Raw genomic sequence first — 20584 nt, forward strand, 5'->3', positions numbered from 1 at the left:
TTTGCGGCACGCAGCAAGACCGCGAGCACAAAAGCGCTGGTGGCGTGTGGCGGGAACGTATGTGAATCGAACACATCCAAGACGTTTTGCACGCCTCGCAACGGTTTTGAGGACCGCGGAGCCCACCGGAGCTCATCCGTTCCCAAGTGCGGCGGTATTTTACCAAACCGAGCAGCCAGTCTAGCGCAGGGACCTCAGGCCACCGGCTTCCTTGTCGAGCACCGTAAAGCGCGCGGCATCCAGGTGCTCCAAGATGCTGATGGCACGTTTGCGCGACACACCCAGAGCCTCGCGCAGCACGCTCGTGGTGGCAGCGCCGCCGGCTGTCTCAATGGCAGCGGCGACAAGCTCGCGCGCATGGGCTTCCGAGATGGCAGACAGGGCAACGTCGCGCTCGACCTTAACGATCGAGCAGTTGAGCGAAAGCTCGCGCAGGGCGCGCGTCATGGTGTCGCGGTCGAGCTGCAGTCGCTCACCCACCTCGGGCAGCGTCGGCGCATCGAGGCCGGCCCCATCGAGCAGCGCCACAATGCGCTCACACGCCTCGCGCACCACACGCACCGCGGCAGCAGCGGAGTGCGGGTCGAACACCTCGGTGCCCTCGGCGGCGCACACGCCACGCGAGCAGCCCTCGGCAATCAGAGCCGCGGCAACGCCTTCATCGGCGGCAGGCCACGCAGCATGGGCAACGGCGCCGGGCGTAAAACCCGTCTCCTTGGGAGCCGCCGCGTGCATGGCAGACAGGGTCGCCGCCAGCACGTCCATGGCGGCATCGAGCACGGCGCCATTCGCATACAACGTGCCGCCCGAGCCGGCAAGCTCGCAAACAACACCTCGCGCCACCAACTCGCCCAGCGCTGCCTCAGCCTCACCGGCAACAAGATCGAGCGCCTCGGCAACATCAGCCGCCGCAACCGGCAGCGCTTGCAGCGCCAGCCACGCGTCTACGCCAGCAACGGCATCGCCGGCTTCAAGCGCCGCAAACAGCGCACGCTCGCCGGCCGAAAGCTCGCGCGAGCGACGGCAGCGCGAAAGCAGCACACGCCCGCCGCCGATGAGCATAACGGGCGAATACGACAGCACCACGGCATGGTCTCCGGCGCGCAGCGGCAATGGCTCCTCCAGGCGCACCTGCACGGTACGGGTCTCGCCCACCGCCATGGGGGCCTCGCCCTCCAAAAGCATAACACGGCCGATGACCCCGGCCGTGCCGGCCATCACGTGCACGCGCGCGCCCGACTCGAGCACGCGCGGCTTGGCGCCCTCGCGGCCCAGGTAGGTAAACGTCATCATAAAGCGCAACGTCTGACCAAAGCGACCCGCCACGCCCAGCATCTCACCACGGTCAAGCGCCGCGACACCGTCACCGACCAGGTTGAGCGCCACGCGTTGTCCAGGCAGCGCGCGCGGCGTATCGCCATGCACCTGAATCCCGCGCACACGACAGACCGTACGCGACGGCAGAGCCATCAGCTCGTCGCCCACCGCAACCGGCGCATCGTGCAGCGTTCCCGTAACGACGGTGCCGACACCCTTGATCGTAAAGCAGCGGTCAATCGGCAGGCGAGACGCGGCATCGCTCCGATCGGAACGGTCGCGGCAAGCATCCCAGCAGGCACTTACCTGCTCGTCGACCACCGCAAGCAGCCCGTCGATCCCCTCGCCCGTCTTGGACGACACGGGCACAATCGGCGCGCCCGCAAACACGGTACCCGACAAAAAGTCATCGACATCGAGCCCGGCAAGCTCGGTCATCTCGGCATCGGCCAGGTCGCACATCGTCAGCGCGACCACCATATGCGTAACGCCCAGCAGCTCCAGCACATGCACGTGCTCGCGGGTCTGCGGCATCACGCCCTCGACGGCCGAAACCACCAGCACGGCCACGTCGATACCCGTGGCGCCCTGCACCATGGCGCGCAGGTAGTGGGCATGGCCAGGCACGTCGACCAGGCCGACAATCTTGCCACTCGGCAGCGCCAGCTCGCCAAAGCCAAGCTCAACGGTCATACCTCGACGACGCTCAACCTCCAGACGGTCGGGATTCTTGCCGGTCAGCGCCTCGATCAATGCCGACTTACCGTGGTCGACGTGGCCCGCCGTGCCAACGATAACGGGACACTCCACCAGCGCCTGGACCTCACTCATCGAGCAATCGCCTTCTCAACGCATGCGGCAAGCGTCGATGCCGCCGTCTCGATATCGCGGTCGCCCACGAGCGTACGGACGTCAAACAAAATGCGATCGTGCGAGGTTCGCGTGACAACCGGTGTGTCGAAGTCCTGGACAAGCGAGCGCTTGAGCGCATCGACCGTCAGGCGCGCGTCAACAAGACGCACGGCAACGCACATCGTGGGCAGCTCCATGGTAGGCAGCGAGCCGCCACCGGGGGTCGACGATTCCTCGACGATCTCCACCTGAACGGCGCACGGGCAACCGGCCTTATCGAGCCCGGCGACCATACGATCGCGCAGCTTGCGGGCACGTCGCTCCAAATGGGCCTGCGGCAGCGTAAGCATGCTGAGCACCGGCACCTCGCGATGGGCCGCATCCGCCCCGTCCATGTAAATGCGCAGCGTGGCCTCGAGCGCCGTAAGCGCCAACTTGCCCGGACGCAGAGCGCGCATGAGTGGATGTGCGCCGCAGGCCTGGACCAGATCGCGACGGCCCATGATGATGCCCGCCTGCGCCGCGCCCAGCAGCTTATCGCCCGAGCACGACACGATATCGAGCCCCGCCGCGACCGAAGCCGGCGTGGGTTCCTCGCCACCGCGCACCAGGATGTCATCGGGCAGAAGCGCGCCCGACCCCTGGTCCTCATAGAACAGCAGGCCATGCTTGTGAGCAAGCGCCGCAAGCTCCCGAGAGCTCACTTCCTCGTGAAAGCCCTCGATGCGATAGTTGGAAGGATGGACCTTGAGAATCATGGCCGTATCGGGCGTGATGGCTTGCTCATAATCTGTTAGGTGCGTGCGGTTGGTGGCGCCGACCTCGACGAGCTTGGCGCCCGAAGACGCCATGACATCGGGGATGCGAAAGCTGCCGCCGATCTCGACAAGCTCGCCGCGGCTAACGACGACCTCCTTGCCTGCGGCATGGGTCGCCAGCACCAGCAGCACCGCGGCAGCGTTGTTATTGACCACAAGCGCGTCCTCGGCACCGGTGAGCGAGCGGATCAGCTGCGCGGCGTGTTCCTTGCGCGACCCGCGCGAGCAGGTGTCCACGCTGTACTCGAGCGTACTGTACCCGCGCGCAACCTCGGCCACGGCCTTTGCCGCCGACTCCGCGAGCGGGGCGCGGCCCAAGTTGGTATGGATGACCACGCCCGTGGCGTTGACGGCAGGGCGCAGGCTCGGCAGCGCGGAGCGGTGCGCACGCCACTCGATCGCCGAGGCCAGGTCGCGCTTAGAGCGCGGGACGGCACCGGCGCGAATGGCGGCGCGTTCCTCGTCGAGCTCGGCCGTGACGACGGCATGCACCACCGCGTCGCAGGTCTCCCCCGCCGCCTTCACTACCGGCCACTCGGCGAGCAGCTCGTTGACGGAGGGAATGGCGCGCAGGCGGGCGCGAACCTCATCGGACATGTTCTGGCTATCGCTCATGTGCGGCCTTTCAAAACCAAAGGTGAATCAATCGTTCGAACGTCAAGCTATCAGCCGATTCGATCGGCTGAGTCAATCAATCGCTATTATCCCCGCACGGCGACGCCCCGCGGGAGGTCCAACGTCAAACAGACGGTACCCTACGCCTCAGACTTCTTGGCGTAGATAAACCAGTAGCCGAGCGCGACCAGAACCGCACCGCCCACGATGTTGCCCAGCGTGGCGGCGGACAGGTTAAACGCAATGCCCGCGGCGTTGAGCGCATCGGCGCCGGCGACGTCGGCACCATAGCCGCACGCGTGCATCACGGCACCCATGGGCAAAAAGTACATATTGGCAACGCAGTGCTCAAAACCGCAGGCCACAAAGGCGGCGATGGGCAGCAGAATGCCCACGACCTTATCGACCACGGTCTTGCCGGCGGTACCGATCCACACGGCCAGGCACACAAAGATGTTACACAGGATGCCGCGGAAGAAGATCGTCAGCCAGTCGATCGTCACCTTGCCGGCGGCGACACTCACCATGGAATTGGCGACCGCCTCGCCGTTGAGCTTGTAAACGCCGGCCATGTACACCAAAAAGACGATGAACAAGGCACCGGCAAAGTTGCCAAGCCACACGACGACCCAAGCCTTGAGCATCTGGACCAGGGTGATCTTTTTGCTCTTGAGAGCGCAGACCATAAGCGAATTACCGGTGAACAACTCGGCGCCACACACCAGCACCAGCACCAGGCCCAGGCAAAAGCACAGGCCGCCCACGACGCGCTGGGCACCCCAGCCCAGCGTGCTGTCGCTCAAAAACACCGTAAAGAACAGACCGCCGAAGGCGATAAACGCACCGGCGAACATTGCCAACAGAAAGGCCTTATCGACCGGCAGGTTAGCCTTGGTCACGCCGGCGGCCTCGGTCTTGGCCTCGATCGCGGCGGGCGCCAGGCAATCGGGAGCAGGGTACTCCACCTTGGAATCTGCCATGTCAATCACTTCTTTCCTAATCACCAGGGACAAGCGCTGCTACAGCTCCTGTCCCAAGCGGACAAAGTGGGAAAAGTCGTTGGCGGCCACGGCGTCGTACACGGCGTCAACGGCGTCAAAGACTTCCGGGGACATGGGGTTGTAGAATTCCGTGTCGCCCGGCTGAATCCCTATGAAGAAGATATCATCGCACGATTGCTCGATTTCTTCGATCAGAATCGACAAAGGGAGCGAATGCGTGGTGAACATCGACTTGCGGGCTACGTCGCGCTTGTCGAGCAAGCGGATGGTGCCACCTGCTGAGCATGCAGGCCAAAGTCGTCGTCAAACACCGAGATGCCGGCCTTGGCCGACCCGCGAAAACCGCGCTCGTCGAGCAGCGCATCGCAGGCCTCGAGTAGCGACGGCACGTGCCAACCATAATCTGCCAGATAATAGCCGGCGTTTCCTGGCCGAGCAATCTCAACCTGAAGCTCAGGTGCAAGTTGCGGTGAAATACGGACTACATGGGCCATAAAAGCCGGAAAGCAGTCCGTATTTCACCGCAACTTAGGAGGGGATGTGGGGTCCACGGCAGGTATATGAAAATGCTCTGCTTCCAAAAGGAAGCAGAGCCATTCATCAATCTTATGGAGCGGGCGACGGGAAGTCCAAGGGCTTGCTTCGCAAACCCTTGTTTCGCTGCGGGCCATTGGCCCTTGCGTGCTGCGCTGGAAAATGCTCACGCATTTTCTCGGCTTCGCACCCTGCCGGGTTCGATTCCCGTCGCCCGGCACGCTTATGAAAACGGCTCTGGCACCAAATGGAGCCAAAGCCGTTAAAACTATCCTATGGAGCGGGCGACGGGAATCGAACCCGCGTCATCAGCTTGGAAGGCTGGGGTTCTACCATTGAACTACGCCCGCAAGATATGGTCGGGACGACAGGATTTGAACCTGCGACATCCTGCTCCCAAAGCAGGCGCGCTACCAAACTGCGCCACGTCCCGAAGGTGTTGAGCAGCTAAGGTCTAAACCTTGCGTGTCCCAAAGCGAAGGAAATTATAGGGGAGACTTCCCGCCTGTGCAAGCGACGATACCCTAGCTCCTCGAATGTGCGACAAACTGGCTATGGAGCAGGCCAATCACAAACGCCACCACAGCGACCGGCGCCCACGCAGCGCCGATATCTGCCAGCGGCAGCGCATCGAACGGCAGCCACGCGCCCGCAAAGAACGCGTCGCGGACCGAGGTGATCACGCTCTGCACCGCGACGACGCCGCCGACCCAGACCCACACCTGCGGATGAGCGTCGCAAAAGCCGTGCACCAGGCCCATAAGCACCAGCACGATGGCAACGGGATACAAGGCGTTGAGCATGGGCACCGAGAACATGAGGATCGCGTCGAGACCCACGTTGGAGAGCACGCAAGAAAACGCCGCGAACACAAAGGCGAGAACCGCAAAGGGACGGCGCATAGCCTCCTCGGAAGCCTCCGCTCCCCCTTCGACCACATACGTCTCGCAGAAGTAGCGCGAGCAGCAGCTGATGAGGCCGATGCACACGTTCATGCAGGCGAGGAAAAAGATCGCAAAGACCACGATCGTGCCGGCAAGACCAAAGTGTATGGAGGCAGAGCGGGCAAGGATGGCGGCGCCGTTGGTGGCATCGGGCACAACCGTGCCGAGCTGCATGCCGGCAAGCGCCAGGCCGCAGTAGATGATGGCCATGAGCACGCCGGCGATCACACCGGAACGCGAAATCTCGAAGGCCACGCGCTTGTCATCGGTCACGCCCAGCTCGTGGATGGTCTCGGCGATGATAATGCCAAAGGCGAGCGACGCAAGCAGGTCCATGGTCTGGTAGCCGGTCAAAAAGCCCTGCACGGCAGCGCCTGCATCGTAGGGAGCCTGCGGCGCGCCAGCGGGACCCAACGGCGAGACCACGGCGGCACCCACGACCAGCACGATGAGCGCAATGAGCGCGGGGCCCGTAATACGGCCGAGCACGCGCGTGATAACGCCCGGACGCAGCGTGAGCGCAAACGCGACGATAAAGAAGCCAACGGCAAACACCAGACGTGCCGTGCCGAGCGAGACGCCCTCCGGCAGCAGCGGCACCAGCATCTCGAAGGCCGTGGAGCTCGTGCGCGGAATAGCCAGGCACGGGCCGATGGCTAGATACACCGCCGCAACGAAGAATTCTCCAAATTTAGGATGCACACGCCCGGCCAGCTCGCGCGCCGTTCCGGCAAGCGCCACGGCGATAAAGCCCATGACGGGCAGACCGATGGCGGCGATGAGAAAGCCGAGCATGGCGAGCGGCGTGGCAGAGCCTGCCTGCAGCGCCAGCAGCGGCGGAATGATGAGGTTGCCGGCGCCAAAGAGCATCGAGAACAGGGCGATGCCGACGGTAACGACATGGTCGGAGCGCAGGCCGCGCGGGGCGGATGAGGCCATGGGACCACCTTTCGGGTCGAAACAAAAACGGGACGGGCAAAAGACCCGTCCCGCAAGTATATACGCTCTAGCAGGCTAAATCGCGGAGCGCGTCAATCGCGGTGTCGACTTCCCCGTCCGTGTTGAAATACCCAAACGAGAAACGAACGACACCCTGACGCTCAGTCCCGAGCGCGCGGTGCATGAGCGGGGCACAATGGGCGCCGGGGCGCGTCGCAATCCCCCACCCCTGCATGAGCGCATCCGAAATCTGGGCAGAGTCGATATCGCCCACGTTGAGTGAGACGATCGCCGAGCGCACGGGCTGGTCAAAGGCACCGTAAAGCTTAATCCCCGGAATCTCGCGCACGCCGGCAAGGAAGCGCTCTGCAAGCAAGCGCTCATGCGCCGCAATCGCCTCGACCCCGCCTTGTGCCTCGATAAAGTCGAGGCCGGCAGAAAGGCCCGCGATACCGTGACCGTTGAGCGTGCCCGCCTCAAGGCGCGTGGGCCACTCAAGCGGCTGCAGTTCATCGAAGCTGTGTACACCGGTGCCGCCCATGGCCCAGGGCGCCACGTCGACGCCCTCTGCCACGGCCAGGCCGCCGGTCCCCTGCGGACCCATAAGCCCCTTGTGACCGGTAAAGCACACGACATCGAGCCCCATGGCGTGCATATCGATATGCGCCGTACCGGCAGACTGCGAGGCATCGACGATCACCAGCGCACCTGCCGCATGGGCCATGGCCGCTACGCGCGCAATGTCGACCGCGTTGCCGGTCACATTGGAGGCGTGCGTCACCACCACAGCACGCGTGTCCGGCGTAACCAACCGCTCGAGCTCGTCGTAGTCGAGCGCGCCGTTCGCGTCGCAGCCCGCACGCTCAACCGCCACACCCTGTTCCGCCGCCAGGCGATTGAGCGGGCGTAACACCGAGTTGTGCTCGAGCACCGTCGTGACCACACGGTCGCCGGGGCGCACCACGCCACAGATGGCGGTGTTGAGCGCAGCCGTGGAGTTGGGCGTAAAGCACACATGGTCCGCTCTCGGGCAACCCAAAAGGCGCGCGAGCTTGGCACGGCAACCGTGAATCGTACGAGCCGCATCGAGAGCACCCGACGTGGCGCCGCGCCCGGCATTGCCGAGCGAGCACATCGCCTGCGTCACGGCATCGATGACCGCCTGCGGCTTGAGCATGGTCGTCGCCGCGTTATCCAGATAGATCATCGCACGACCTCCCACATGTCAATCACCGTAAAGCCCTCGGTGGGAACACCAGCTGCGGCAAGCTCGGTGCGCAGCAGTTCCTCATCGGCAGGCAACGCCTTCCACGCCAGACCGCAGCCGGCAGCGACCTCCCCGGGCACAGGAATCGTTCGCCCGGGGAGGCCGCGCTCGATGCATAGGGTCTCGCACCCCATGGCGGCCGCCGTGGTGGGAAACGTGATGACAAGCGCCGGACGCTTCTCCCTCATGGCAACTCCAACCAATACGCTACGGGCGCACGACGCGTACGGCCTGCTCCATCTTCTCCACGATCACGTACATGTTGGTAACCTCGCCCACCGCAAGCTGGTCTTTAATGCCAAAGTGGTCCAGGCAGGTACCGCAGGTGAGAATCTCGACGCCCTGCTCGGCCAGGCCCTTCAGGTCATCGAGCACCGGAGAGCCCTCGACGGTGAGCTTGGCGCCGCCGTTGTAGAACAGCATGGTCGCGGGCAGCTCCTCCTGCTGCGTCACGGCAAAGATGAAGGCCTTCATGAGCTTGTGGCCCAGCTCGTCGTCGCCGCGGCCCATGCAGTCGGTGTAGACGGAAATGACGAGCTTGCCCTTGCCGGCGCTGGCATCACAGAAGGCAGCACCGTCCTGCTCGGGGTCCGCAACGGCCACGGCACCGGCGGTCGCCACGGTCACGTGCCACTCGGCGTCAGAAACCTTCTCGACCGAGGCCGTGCAGCCCTTCTCCTGCGCCATCTTGGAGATGTTCTTGACGGCGGTCTCGTTATCGACCGAGGTCACGACAACGCCCTCGCCATCGAGTTGCTTGAGCGCCTTAAGCGTCTTGACGACGGGCAGCGGGCAGGCATCGCCCATGGCATTGACTTCAATCTTGGTAGACATAGCATTTCCTTTCGAAAGAACCATTCTAGAGAACGGTAAACAGTTACATAAACGTGCGGGCTAGCGGACAACGTGGACGGCAGGACCGCCTGGCACCGGCTCGCACACGCGACCGACGACGGCGGCAACGCGCCCCTCGGCATGCAGACGGCGCGCAAGCTCATCCACATCGGCAGCAGGCGCCGCGATAAGCAGGCCGCCCGAGGTCTGCGGATCGTACAGCGCGTCGAGCATGCCCGGCTCCAGGCCATCGTCGACCGCCACGCGCGAGCCAAAGAAGTCCTGGTTGCGGTAGGCGCCGGCAGGGATAATGCCAAGGCGTGCCATGTCGAGCACCTGGTCAAAGAGCGGCACCGCCCCCGACACAAGCTCAATCTGCACGCCCGAGCCCTCGGCCATCTCGCACGCATGTCCGATCAGGCCAAAGCCCGTGATGTCGGTGCAGCCATGAAGCTCGAGGTCCTCGGCCAGACGAATCGGAGCCTCGTTGAGGGTCCGCATCGAGTCAAACATGGCTGCGGCCTCGTCCTGTTCGATGAGCTCGCCCTTAATGGCCGTAGTGATGATGCCCGAGCCGATCGCCTTGGTCAGCAGCAGAACATCACCTACGCGTGCGCCGCTGTTGGCGAGCATACGGTCAAGCGCGACAAAGCCACTCACGGACAGGCCGTACTTGGGCTCGTCGTCGTTGATGGTGTGGCCGCCCGCGATGGCACAGCAGGCCTCGACGCACTTGTCGGCGCCGCCCGCCAGAATCTGGCCGGCAACCTCAACGCCCAGGCAACTGGGTATGCAAAGCAGGTTCATGGCATGGCTCGGCCGTCCGCCCATGGCGTATATGTCCGACAGCGAGTTTGCCGCGGCGATCTGGCCAAACAGGAACGGGTCGTCGACCATCGGTGGGAAGAAGTCGATGGACTGCACGAGGCCCAAGTTATCGCCAACGCGGAAGACACTCGCATCGTCGGAGGTATCGAACCCCACGAGCAGGTTGTCGTTATGCACATTGGGTAAGTCGCCCAGGACCTGGGCGAGGGCTCCAGGAGCCAGCTTAGCGGCTCAACCGCTCGCGGCAGTCATCTGCGTGAGCTTCATGAGATCGTCAGCCATCGATACCTCCTCTCATCGGTCAATCAGTTCCTCCCAGTATACGCATGGCGGCGCCGAGAGCGGGCAATTTATCGCACCGGCCCCCTACGCGAGCGCCTGGGCTCGAATGGCCGCGCCGATGGCACCGGCAAAGCGGGCCTGGGGCGAGGTGGTGACTGGCGAGCCCACCAATGCGCCAAGACGCTCGACGACATAGGCGTTTTCGCACAGACCACCGGTCAGATAGTACGGGGCGCCCGCGGCTTGCGAGGCCATGGTCGCCACACGCGAGACCACGCTGTCGATCACGCCACGCGCAATGTTCTCGCGTGGCTCGCCGCGGCCGATCAGACTAATGACCTCGCTCTCGGCAAACACCGTGCACATGCTGCTGATCTTGGTGGGCTCGCCGGAACGCGCCAGGTCGGCAGCCACGTCATAGCCAGCCGCGGCAAGCTCGCCACGCAGACGCTCGGCCGCATCGACCGACGAGAACCCGGTTGGCTGCACGCAGGTCCACGTCACCGAATCCACCCCATCGACCACAGCGGCCTTAGCCGCCGTAGAAGCCCTCGAGCTCCTCCTTGAGCAGGCGGCACTCCTCGTACCAGCCTTCACGCTCGTAGGCGCGGTCGCGACCCTGCGGAAGATGCAGAATGTGCGTGCGCTTAAGCTCCCCCAGCAGCTCGTACATCTTCTTCTTGCCGTCGCAGGTGGTCTCGCCGATGATCATGTCGCTAAAGTACGTAAACGGGCACTTTTGCGAGTAGGCAAAGCCGTACGTCGGCTTGATGAGCGGACACAGATTTGCCGGCAGCACCTTCTCGGCCTCGGGAATCACCTCGTCGGACGTACCGCACAGAGCCACGCTTGCAGCCCCCGCGGCATCGTCGTACGACAGCGTCGTGTGCCATCGTTTAATAAATAATTATCTAAATTGATAAGAGTTTGTCATCCCTCATTCGGCGAACGGCAAAAACAAAGCCGCCGAGGCTTATATCCCCGACGGCATTACCCGGCGCTATCGACAGACCAAATGGATCCTACTGGCATCAAAATGCATGCGCAGCGTCTCGCCTGCTTGCGGTAGCTCGTCGACAGGCATGCCCACCTTGTTGACCTTCCACTGCAGGCGCGTTGGCGCATCGACGCGCGGTACGTCCAGCAGCACCAGGCGCTCAAAACGCGAATCGCTCACTCGGGCCACGTGCAAATCATAGCTGTTGCGGCCCCGCTCGGCACGGTTGTCAACATGGAAGTAACTTGCGCGAATGCCCAGGTACGCCACATTATCGGGAACCTCGCGACCCACGTTAAAGGTCATGCCCCAATCGAGCGCCTCAACTTCTTCATCGCCGATCTTGCGCGCCCGGCTAGTGTTCTTGCAGCCCGTCAGGCGCAGCGCCGCCAGCGTCTGCGGACGGCGAACCACGTCCTCGACAGAACCGATCTCCTCGACGCGCCCGTTATGCATCACGCAGATGCGCTGGCAGAGGCGGCACGCTTCGTCGATGTCGTGGCTCACGTAGAGCACGGTGCGGTTACAGACGTCGAACAGGTCGAGCATGTTCTGTTCGAGGGCGCTCTTGAGATAGGAATCGAGCGCGCTCATGGGCTCGTCGAGCATAAAGATGCCCGGATGCGCCGCCGCCATGCGGGCGAGCGCCACGCGTTGCTGCTGCCCGCCCGAAAGGCGCGCGGGGTAGCGGTCGGCAAAATCGGCCAGGCCGAAAATGCCCAGATAGCGCTCCGCCAACCTTTTGCGCGCCGCGGCGTCGCCCGCGTCCTTTACACCGGCACATACGTTATCGGCCACCGTCATGTTGGGAAACAGCTGATAGTTTTGGAACAGCAGGGCGCACTTGCGCTCCTGAGGCGACAGGTCGATGCCCGCCACCGAGTCAAAAAAGGTCATGCCGTTGACGACGATCTTGCCCTCGTCGGGCGTCTCCACGCCGGCGATGCAGCGAAGTGTGCAGCTCTTGCCGCAACCCGAGGCGCCCAGCAGCGCCACGCGCTCCTCGCCGGCCTCAAGCTGCATGTCGAGCGTAAACCCGGGATAGTGCTTTTTGATATCCAGAACGAGCGACATGGCCTATCGACCTCCCTTCGAGACGGCGTCATCGCGCATGAGCTCGACCAGTGCCTCGCGATCGATACGCAAGGCATCGCCGCCCGCCGGATCGAGCGAATCGCCCCGTCCGGCGAGATCTTTGGCCTGCTTGCGCTCCGCACGGGAAAGGCCCCGTTCGCGATACTTTTGCGAATGCGCAGTGTACATGTTGATGAACAGGATGACTAGGAAACTAAAAACGATTACGACCACGACCCAAAAGAGGGCCACCGACGTATTGCCGCCCATCCACTCAAAGTAGATGGCGATGGGAATGGTCTGCGTGATGCCGGCATAGTTGCCCGCAAAGAACAGCGTGCAGCCAAACTCACCCATTGCGCGGGCAAAGGCGAGCACCGTGCCGGCGGCGATGGAGGGCCAGCCGAGCGGCATCATGAGCTTGGTAAAGATGCGACGCTCGGACCATCCCAAGGTTCGCGCGGCGTCGAGCATCTGCGTGTCGAGGCTCTCGAAGGCACCGAGTGCCGTACGATAGACGAGCGGGAACGACACCACCACGGCAGATATCACCGCCGCCGGCCACGTAAAGACGATCGAGATGCCGTGCGCGATAAGCCACTGGCCCACCCCGGTCGAGCGGCCAAACAGCATGAGGAGCAGAAAGCCGCAGACCGTGGGCGGCAGCACCATAGGAATCGTAAAAACCGAATCGAGCAGGCCCTTGATGCGACTCGAGGTACCCATAGTCTTCCACGCGGCGAACAGCCCCAGCGCAAAGGAGATCAGCAGGGCAAGGCCGCTCGTTTTTATGGACACCCAAAACGGGCGATAGTCGATGTCGCCAAAGAAGGCTGCGGCGCGCTCCGCCAGCGACGGCGGCACCGTCGTCGACACGTCCGCATACCGCACGAGGGCGGCGTTATCGCTCCACAGGACGCCGTCACCCAAATCTAGCTCGGCATTCGCGGCGTCGGCGGCATTCACTACCGTGTAGTAATCGCCGTTGCCGCCCTTCACCTTAAACTGATAGCGGTAATCGCTCTGCACCAGCGCGTTATCCGAGGTAAAGACCCATTCGAGATTAGAGTCCTCCAGCAACGCACCACCCATGGAGTGCGACTTGTCGAGCCCCACGAGCATCTTCTTGAGCGCCTTTTGGTCATCTGCCTTTGAGATATCGAGCCCCGCGTCTTTGGCGGCATGGGCGTCGAGCCAGACCACGATGCTCTCAGGCGTCGTCACCGTCACGAGGGTCGTCTTCTTGTAGATAGGAAAACGGTAGCCCTCGGGCTGACCCGCAAACGAACGGGCCGTGCCCTTGGCATTGCGCTCAAACGCGTTGAGGCCAAACCCGACGCCATCGATAAGCGCAGAATCTTCGGTCGCCTGGCAGCCATCGGCGGTGGTGAAGAGTGCCTCGGCCCGAGCAACCCCGGGCGGTGCGGTCAGCACGCACAGAACCGCAGCCAGCACGGCGAGCAGGCGAATCGTTTTCCTTGGCACGGGCGACTCCTCAAACACAGGGCAACGGCACGCGGACACGCCGGTTCAATCAAAAGGGCGGGCGATCGCGAGAACGCCCGCCCTCAAGCATATCGTTATGCGGCGATGTTGCGAACTACGCGGAAAGCTCAAAGCCGTACTTAGCCCAAATCTTCTGGGCTTTCTTGTTGGTCAGGCAGAAGTCGATGAACGCCTTGGCCTCGTCGGCGTGCTCGGAGCTATCGGCGACAGCGCCGGGATACACGATGGGCTTGTGCGAGTCCTCGGGGCACACGAAGGTCTCCTCGATGCCGTCGCAGCGGAAGATATCGGAGCTGTAGACAAAACCGGCCACGCAATCGCCCGTAGAGACGTAAGACGCAGAGGTGCCGACCTTGTCGGCCAGAGCCACCTTGTCGGCGAGATCGGGCGCATACTCGCCGTCGTCGCCCTCGGTGCCGGTGTAGAGGCCCACGGAGGCCAGGACCTGGTTGGCGTACTTGCCAGCGGGAACGGTCTTGGCGTCGCCGATGGCGATCTTGCCGTCCAGGTTCGCGACGTCGGCGATGGCCTCGACCCTGGTGTCGGAGCCCTCGGCGCGAATGATCACGAGGTCGTTGACGAACATGTCCTCACGCGTGTCGGCGTCGACGAGCTCGGCGGCCTCGGCGTCATCCATGGTGCCCTTGGAGGCCGTGATGAGTACGTCGACGGCGGCACCGGCGCGCATCTGCTCGACAAGGTCGCCGGAAGCCTTAAACTGCGTGTCGGCAAACGTGGTGCCGGTCTGGTCGGTATAGAGCTTCTGAACCTCGGGCAGGGCCTTCTCGAGCGAGTTGGCAGCAAAGACCTGCAGCTCAACAGCCTTCTTGGACGAAATCTTGGCGGAGCCGGCATCGGAACCAGTCGGCCCAGACGTCTTGCTGCCGGAACAGCCGGCAAGGCCAAGGCCGGCAGCGGCGACAGCGGAAAGTGAAACGAACCCGCGGCGAGAAACCGTATCGAACATGTTCAACCCTTTCGAACGCTACGCCCGGGCACCCCGCCGCAAGCTTTATTCTGTTACTAGATTATACTTTTGCACGAATAGTGTTTGTGATAAATATTTCTCGTCTAATAATTTTCCTTTACCGATAACCACGAGACGGCCCGCACTGTCGCTGCATAAAAAAGGCGGAGCAGCCCGTAAGGTCACTCCGCCGCAGGTAATGCGCTTATTTGGCGTGCCCGCCCCCCGCCGTCATTTGAGCTGCGTGCTCCAGCTGGTCGCTCACAGCCTCCCAGCTTTCGCGGGCCGCTTTCGTTGATCCCGGAAAGTTGATGACAAGCGTATGCCCACGCTGCATGCACACGGCGCGCGAAAGCATAGCGCGGCGCGTCTTGGTCATGGAGTACGCACGGATTGCCTCTGCAATACCCGGTACATCGCGGTCGCAGACGGCACGCGTCGCCTCGGGCGTCACGTCGCGCATCGAAAGGCCCGTGCCGCCGCAGGTGAGCACGACATTGGCGTGGCACTCATCGGCCGCTTCCACAATGGCATCACCGATCTCGCTGACGTCGTCGCGCACGACCACATGTGAGGCGACCGTCCAGCCCTGCGCCGCGATGAGTTCCTCGAGCACAGCACCCGCCTCGTCCTGGGCAAGATCGCGCGTATCCGAGCACGTCACAATCGATATCTTCAGCTCCATAGCATTCCTCCTATAGCACCGCGCCCTCAGGCAAGTCGACACGCACGACATCCACGACGTCGCCCGCCCTGAGGTCACACGGGCCTTCATCAATACGCAGCAGGCAGTTGGCCCGCTGCATCGTGCCGAGCAGCGCCGAATTCTGCGTCTTGGCCTCGGTCACCAACAGCTCACCGGTCTCGGGGTCGCGCAAAACCGTGGCACGATCGAAGAAGCGGCGATGCTGTCGCTTCTTCACGCCGTGTGTGAGCTTCGCCTGCTGCACGGGACGCAGGCCCTCGGCAAAGCCGCGCATCTTGCGGATCGCCGGGCGGGCGAGCATCTCAAAGCCCACATACGCCGCCGCGGGATTGCCCGAAAGTCCCAAATATGGCTTGCCCCCCAGCAGGCCAAACGTGATGGCCTTGCCGGGACGCATCGAGATGCGGTCGAACAGTACCTCGCCCTCGCGCCGAACGAGCGCCGTCACATAGTCGTAATCACCCGCAGAGGCGCCACCACTCGTAATGACAAGATCGCACTCCTGCGCGGCGCGATGCACCAACTCGGCAATCGCCTGCTCATCATCGGGCGCAATGCCGTAGAACACGGGCTCGGCTCCTGCATCGAGCGCCTCGGCCATCAACGCCGACGAGTTGGAGTCGCGAATCTGCCCGCGCGCCGGCACGTTACTTGGTGCGACCAGTTCCGTCCCCAGCGAGATAATGCCCACGCGCGGCGCGGCATGTACCTTCACGCTCGCATACCCGGCGCTCGCCAGCAAGCCGGCGCCCGCCGGAGCCACAACCTCCCCAGCGTACATCACGACGTCGCCAGTATGCGCTTCCTCAGCAGCCGATCGAACGTTCTCCCCCACCTTGGCAGGCGCCGAGAATCTCACACGCGAACCCTCGTTGCCGTCACCGTCGAGCACATCGACGATCTCGTACTTCACCACGGCATCGGCACCTTCGGGTACCGGCGCGCCCGTCATGATACGAACCGTGTCGCCCGCGCCGATTGCGCCCTCAAAGACATGGCCCGCCGCCTCGTGCCCCACGACAGAAAGCGTCACGGGCGCATCGGTGGACGCTTTGGCGAGGTCGACGGCGCGCACGGCATATCCGTCCATAGCGCTGTTGGCAAACGGTGAAATGTCGATATCGGCCACCGCGTCCTCGGCCAAGGGAAGGCCGGCGGCCTGCCACACGGGAATCTCGACGAGATCGGTCGGAGCAACGTGCGACAGAACAATCGACTGCGCGTCCTCCAGCGGAATGAGTTTCTCTGCCATATGCACCTCTTAATGCCACAGCGCACAACGGGGGCGCCAATTCTTTATGCTTGTCTCAGTATAATCCCCTGCCGCACGGCGGCGAAACGACCCACGTTCTCGAATACATCTGTCGGCCGCAAGCCGCGAAACAGAACCGAAACCAACCTGCCGGTTTGTCACGTTTGGCACGTTCTATAATGCTCGTGTTGCAACCTAAAAGAGGACCGTATGGCTTTTACCGACAAACCCGAAAGCGCAAACGAGGCGCAGGATCATTCTCAGTCGCTCGACGACGGCGGCTTTTTCTCCCTGAACGACGTCATCATGGCAGGCAGGCAACAGCTCACCCGCTCCGAGCATCTCTTGGCTGCCGACACGCGCCGCAATGCCCACAACCTACTCGCGAGCGCTAAGTTGCTCGTGCTCGTCGTCATCGTCTCGCTCGCCATGGGCGTTGCCGCTTGGGCTTTTTTGGCCTCGTTGAATATCGCGACCGACTATCGCGAGCACCATACGTGGATTTACGCGCTGCTTCCCGTTGTGGGCGTTGCCACCGCATGGGCGTACAAAAACCACGGTCTTGCCGCCAAACGCGGTAACAACCTGGTCATCGACTCCGCTCTGGGCACACGCCTCATCCATAAGCGCATGGCCGTCCTCACCTTCGTCTGCTCCACGCTCACGCACCTAACGGGCGGATCGGCCGGTCGCGAGGGAGCCGCGGTGCAGATTGGCGGCACCATCGCCAGCAACATCTCAAGCCTCGCCCACCTCAAAAAGCATGACCACCACGACCTCATGCTCGCAGGCATCTCGTCGGCCTTTGGCGCCGTATTCGGTTCGCCCCTTGCCGGAGCTTTCTTTGGCATGGAGATGTGCTTTATCGGCAAGATCGACTACACCGCAGGCATCTACTGCCTGGTCGCCTCGTTTACCGGCTACTTTACATCACTCGCCCTGGGTACCGAGTACGAAGCGAATGCCATCGCCAGCGTTCCCGCCATGACGCCCAAAACGGTCGTTATCGTTGTTATCAGCGCCATTATCTTCGGTCTGACGGCACGCCTCTTTGCCTGGTCGGTTCGAACCGTCAAGAGCCTGTACGGTCGCTTTATCACCAATTACCTCGTTCGCGCCCTTATAGGCGCACTCGTGGTTTTGGCTGTCTATGCCCTCCTCGACGCCTGGGACTACGCCGGCCTTTCCACGTGGCTTTCGGGCGCCGGGTTTGCCGGCAACACCACCCTCGCCGACGCCGCCATCAAGCTCGTCGTAACGGCACTCACCCTGGGTGCCGGTTTCCAAGGCGGCGAGGTCACGCCCCTGTTTGGCATCGGTGCGGCACTCGGTGGCTGGATCGGTTGCCTTACCGGGCTCGACCCCAGTTTTCTGGCGGCTCTCGGCATGCTCGGCGTGTTCTGTGCCGGCCTTAACGTGCCCATCACCACCTGCATGATGGCCATCGACCTGTTCCACGGCACGGCCGCCGGGTTCTTTGTCATCGTGGCCTTTATCAGCTATCTCGCCGGCGGACACCGCGGCGTGTACCCTGCCCAGCGCATCATCTCACCCAAACGCCGTTCGCTTATAGTGGATGAGGGCGGTACGGTAGCGGATGCTATCGAGCGCCACAACGACCTGATAGAGTAGACGTAAGTATTCGCCGTGCAGCCACAATCGGGGGGCAATTCGACCCGAGCGCGACCGCACCGTCACGCCATACGCCGGGAGTCGCCCATGCACGCAACTGAATTTGGTCGAACGCTCATCATCGCCAACCCAGCCGCCCAATCGGGTGCGGCGCGCGAAGTTGCCGAGCGCCTGCAACGCTTTTTGGACATGACTGCACGCGCATCCCAGTTTGACCTGGTATTGACCGAGCGTATGGGGCACGCCGAGGAGCTGGCCGCACAGGCTCAGGGCTATCGCACCGTTATCGCCCTTGGCGGCGACGGCGTGATCCACGAGGTCCTCAACGGGCTTATGGCACAAAAGGAGGACGCCCGCCCCGCTCTTGCCATCCTACCCGTGGGTTCCGGCAACGATTTTGCCCAAACGCTCGGTATAGAAGATTTCTCCGGCAAGGATTTTGGCGCGCTGCTCACCTGCGAGCTGCAGCGTCAGGACATCGGTCGCATTCGCTCATGGAACCCTGCAAGCGGTAGCGGCGAGGCTTCCGTTGAGTACTACGACCAGACGCTCTCCGTCGGTATTGACGCCGCCATCGGCCTGGGCACCACCGAGCTGCGCAAAAAGACGGGCCTCACCGGCGCTCCGCTCTACACCCTCTCGGGACTTGAACAGTTTGGCCTGCGCTATCGCAACTACCCCATGACAGTCAGCTTTGATGGCGCGCCCGCCGAGCGCGTGAGGGCGATCATCATGGCGATTCAGCTGGGCCCCACCTATGGCTCGGGCTATCGCATCTGTCCCGACGCCGACCCGTGCGACGGCATGCTCGACGTTTGCTACGCCTGCGGCCCCGTTCCGCGCGCGGTCGCGCTTCCCATGTTCCTTTCGGCCAAGGACGGCCACCATACCAAGTTGCCGCCGGTTTGCATGCGTCGCTGCCGCCATGCCGAGCTTACCTTTGAGGAGCCCGACTACCCCATCCAGGCCGACGGCGAACCTGTTATCGCCTCGCGCATCGAAGTCGACATCCTACCCGGCGCCCTCCAAGTCTGGCGTCCAACCCGCTAACCACCCCTAAGTTGCGGTGAAATAGGGACTGTTTATGCAGGTAAAGCCGCAAAACAGCCCCTATTTCGCCGCAACTTATCGAGAAGATCACTCCTCCCCGCCCGGCTTGCGGCGGTTGGCCTTTTTAATGGCGTTGAAGTGCTTGTCATTAAGTCTGCGCTGGCGAGAGCGCTGAGGCACCTTGGTCTTTACGCGTCGACGCGGTGGACGCCCGCGACGCTCAAGCTCGGCGCGTAGCTTACGCAAACAGCAGCTACGATTTTGGAACTGACTGCGACTCTCGCGCGCCGTCACGGTAATCCCCGTAGGGATATGTTTCATGCGCACCGCCGAGTCCGTCGTGTTCACGCCTTGCCCGCCCGGGCCCGTCGCGCGAAACACCTGCACCTCGCAATCGCGCGCCAGCTCCTCGACCGACATCTCGGCATAGCGCGCATACTCACGCCATCCCATCTTGTTCTCATCCATATCAACACCTCCCCTCATACAAAAAATGTGACAAAGGGACACCCCCTTTGTCACATCGCATACCAATCGCTTGTGTTGCGCGCTTAGGCGAAGGTGATCTCGCCGTTCTCACAGTCCATATCGGCGATACGGGCCAGGCTCTCAACACGGAAGCCGCGCTCGCGGAGCTTATCGCCACCGCCTTGGAAGCCCTTCTCCACCGCAATGCCAATGCCGGACACCTCGGCACCCGCAGCCTCGCAGATCTTGATAAGACCCTCGAGCGCGCATCCGTTGGCCAGGAAGTCGTCGATAATCAGGACCTTGTCGCCCTCGGACAGGAAGCGCTTGCCAACGATGACCGGGTACTCCTTCTGCTTGGTAAAGGAGTAGATGGTCGTGGCATACTGCTCGCCGTCGAGGTTGATGGACTGCGCCTTCTTGGCAAAGACCACCGGCACGCCGCCAAAATGCTGGGCTGCGATGCAGGCCATGCCAATGCCCGAAGCCTCGATCGTAAGGATCTTGTTAATCTCGACATCCTCGAACAGACGGGCCCACTCGGCGCCCATGTGGTCAAACAGCTCAACGTCGCACTGGTGGTTGAGGAAAGCATCAACCTTAAGGACATTACCGGCCTTTACGATGCCGTCATGGCGAATACGGTCCTCAAGCTCCTGCATGGCGCAACCCCTTCTCGCGGCAACGATACCGCGCGATTA

At 62.8% G+C, this 20584-nt stretch carries 21 protein-coding genes and 3 tRNA genes; 2 read left to right on the forward strand and 22 right to left on the reverse strand.

The window, feature by feature from the left end; genetic code table 11:
* Window positions 1-47 precede the first annotated feature (47 nt).
* The 20 genes from ACTQV3_RS02950 to ACTQV3_RS03045 form a co-directional block, all read right to left on the reverse strand.
* Window positions 48-144 (reverse strand) — tRNA-Sec (locus ACTQV3_RS02950).
* Between the two features lie 36 nt (window positions 145-180).
* The gene (selB, locus tag ACTQV3_RS02955) at window positions 181-2148 is read right to left on the reverse strand and encodes a selenocysteine-specific translation elongation factor (RefSeq protein ID WP_441535902.1); all 1968 of its coding nucleotides are present in this window, start codon (window positions 2146-2148) and stop codon (window positions 181-183) included.
* Window positions 2145-3602 carry an L-seryl-tRNA(Sec) selenium transferase gene (selA, locus tag ACTQV3_RS02960; protein WP_441535901.1) on the reverse strand — a complete coding sequence of 486 codons (1458 nt, stop codon included), beginning with the start codon at window positions 3600-3602 and terminating at the stop codon, window positions 2145-2147. Before selA ends, selB begins: the two co-directional genes overlap by 4 nt.
* 140 nt (window positions 3603-3742) lie before the next feature.
* Window positions 3743-4582, reverse strand: coding sequence for a formate/nitrite transporter family protein (locus ACTQV3_RS02965; protein ID WP_441041650.1), 840 nt, complete (start codon window positions 4580-4582; stop codon window positions 3743-3745).
* A 39-nt stretch (window positions 4583-4621) separates the two neighbouring features.
* Window positions 4622-4864: a hypothetical protein gene (locus ACTQV3_RS02970; protein ID WP_441549933.1), complete on the reverse strand. Its 243-nt coding sequence runs from the start codon at window positions 4862-4864 to the stop codon at window positions 4622-4624.
* Window positions 4843-4992: a hypothetical protein gene (locus ACTQV3_RS02975; protein WP_441549934.1), complete on the reverse strand. Its 150-nt coding sequence runs from the start codon at window positions 4990-4992 to the stop codon at window positions 4843-4845. Before ACTQV3_RS02975 ends, ACTQV3_RS02970 begins: the two co-directional genes overlap by 22 nt.
* Before the next feature lie 421 nt (window positions 4993-5413).
* Window positions 5414-5487, reverse strand: a tRNA-Gly gene (locus tag ACTQV3_RS02980).
* A 6-nt stretch (window positions 5488-5493) separates the two neighbouring features.
* Window positions 5494-5570, reverse strand: a tRNA-Pro gene (locus ACTQV3_RS02985).
* 91 nt (window positions 5571-5661) lie between these two features.
* Complete coding sequence (gene brnQ, locus ACTQV3_RS02990; RefSeq protein ID WP_441535899.1) at window positions 5662-7020, reverse strand: branched-chain amino acid transport system II carrier protein; 1359 nt, start codon at window positions 7018-7020, stop codon at window positions 5662-5664.
* A gap of 67 nt (window positions 7021-7087) precedes the next feature.
* Entirely contained in the window at window positions 7088-8227 is a 1140-nt protein-coding gene (locus ACTQV3_RS02995) for an aminotransferase class V-fold PLP-dependent enzyme (RefSeq protein WP_441535898.1), read from the reverse strand.
* Window positions 8224-8475 carry a DUF3343 domain-containing protein gene (locus tag ACTQV3_RS03000; RefSeq protein ID WP_154515347.1) on the reverse strand — a complete coding sequence of 84 codons (252 nt, stop codon included), beginning with the start codon at window positions 8473-8475 and terminating at the stop codon, window positions 8224-8226. The genes ACTQV3_RS02995 and ACTQV3_RS03000 overlap by 4 nt, the downstream gene beginning before the upstream one ends.
* A 19-nt stretch (window positions 8476-8494) precedes the next feature.
* Window positions 8495-9121 (reverse strand): sulfurtransferase-like selenium metabolism protein YedF, encoded by a 627-nt coding sequence (gene yedF, locus ACTQV3_RS03005; RefSeq protein ID WP_154515345.1) that lies wholly within the window; start codon window positions 9119-9121, stop codon window positions 8495-8497.
* 60 nt (window positions 9122-9181) lie between these two features.
* Entirely contained in the window at window positions 9182-10231 is a 1050-nt protein-coding gene (gene selD, locus ACTQV3_RS03010) for a selenide, water dikinase SelD (RefSeq protein WP_441535897.1), read from the reverse strand.
* Window positions 10232-10315: 84 nt separating this feature from the next.
* A complete protein-coding gene (locus ACTQV3_RS03015; protein WP_441535896.1) occupies window positions 10316-10756 on the reverse strand; it encodes a BadF/BadG/BcrA/BcrD ATPase family protein in 441 nt (146 codons plus the stop codon).
* Between the two features lie 7 nt (window positions 10757-10763).
* A complete protein-coding gene (locus ACTQV3_RS03020) occupies window positions 10764-11078 on the reverse strand; it encodes a 2-hydroxyacyl-CoA dehydratase (RefSeq protein ID WP_441535895.1) in 315 nt (104 codons plus the stop codon).
* A gap of 153 nt (window positions 11079-11231) precedes the next feature.
* Window positions 11232-12302, reverse strand: a complete 1071-nt coding sequence (locus tag ACTQV3_RS03025; protein WP_441535894.1) for a sulfate/molybdate ABC transporter ATP-binding protein — start codon at window positions 12300-12302, stop codon at window positions 11232-11234.
* A 3-nt stretch (window positions 12303-12305) separates the two neighbouring features.
* The gene (gene modB / locus ACTQV3_RS03030) at window positions 12306-13787 is read right to left on the reverse strand and encodes a molybdate ABC transporter permease subunit (protein WP_441535893.1); all 1482 of its coding nucleotides are present in this window, start codon (window positions 13785-13787) and stop codon (window positions 12306-12308) included.
* Window positions 13788-13902: 115 nt separating this feature from the next.
* A complete protein-coding gene (modA, locus tag ACTQV3_RS03035; RefSeq protein ID WP_441535892.1) occupies window positions 13903-14775 on the reverse strand; it encodes a molybdate ABC transporter substrate-binding protein in 873 nt (290 codons plus the stop codon).
* A 205-nt stretch (window positions 14776-14980) separates the two neighbouring features.
* Complete coding sequence (locus ACTQV3_RS03040; protein ID WP_441535891.1) at window positions 14981-15460, reverse strand: MogA/MoaB family molybdenum cofactor biosynthesis protein; 480 nt, start codon at window positions 15458-15460, stop codon at window positions 14981-14983.
* Window positions 15461-15470: 10 nt separating this feature from the next.
* Window positions 15471-16733, reverse strand: a complete 1263-nt coding sequence (locus ACTQV3_RS03045; RefSeq protein ID WP_441535890.1) for a molybdopterin molybdotransferase MoeA — start codon at window positions 16731-16733, stop codon at window positions 15471-15473.
* Between the two features lie 210 nt (window positions 16734-16943).
* On the opposite strand from ACTQV3_RS03045, the gene ACTQV3_RS03050 reads away from it, so the two are divergent.
* Together ACTQV3_RS03050 and ACTQV3_RS03055 are read left to right on the forward strand one after the other, a co-directional pair.
* Window positions 16944-18365: a chloride channel protein gene (locus ACTQV3_RS03050; protein WP_441535889.1), complete on the forward strand. Its 1422-nt coding sequence runs from the start codon at window positions 16944-16946 to the stop codon at window positions 18363-18365.
* An 87-nt stretch (window positions 18366-18452) separates the two neighbouring features.
* A complete protein-coding gene (locus ACTQV3_RS03055; protein ID WP_441535888.1) occupies window positions 18453-19415 on the forward strand; it encodes a diacylglycerol/lipid kinase family protein in 963 nt (320 codons plus the stop codon).
* Between the two features lie 87 nt (window positions 19416-19502).
* On the opposite strand, the gene ACTQV3_RS03060 is transcribed toward ACTQV3_RS03055, so the two are convergent.
* Both ACTQV3_RS03060 and ACTQV3_RS03065 read right to left on the reverse strand, forming a co-directional pair.
* The gene (locus tag ACTQV3_RS03060) at window positions 19503-19901 is read right to left on the reverse strand and encodes a peptide chain release factor family protein (RefSeq protein WP_441562913.1); all 399 of its coding nucleotides are present in this window, start codon (window positions 19899-19901) and stop codon (window positions 19503-19505) included.
* A 65-nt stretch (window positions 19902-19966) separates the two neighbouring features.
* A complete protein-coding gene (locus ACTQV3_RS03065) occupies window positions 19967-20545 on the reverse strand; it encodes a xanthine phosphoribosyltransferase (protein ID WP_427727567.1) in 579 nt (192 codons plus the stop codon).
* Window positions 20546-20584 lie beyond the last annotated feature (39 nt).

It is taken from the genome of Collinsella sp. LCP19S3_A7 (assembly GCF_052121995.1).
Lineage (GTDB): Bacteria > Actinomycetota > Coriobacteriia > Coriobacteriales > Coriobacteriaceae > Collinsella.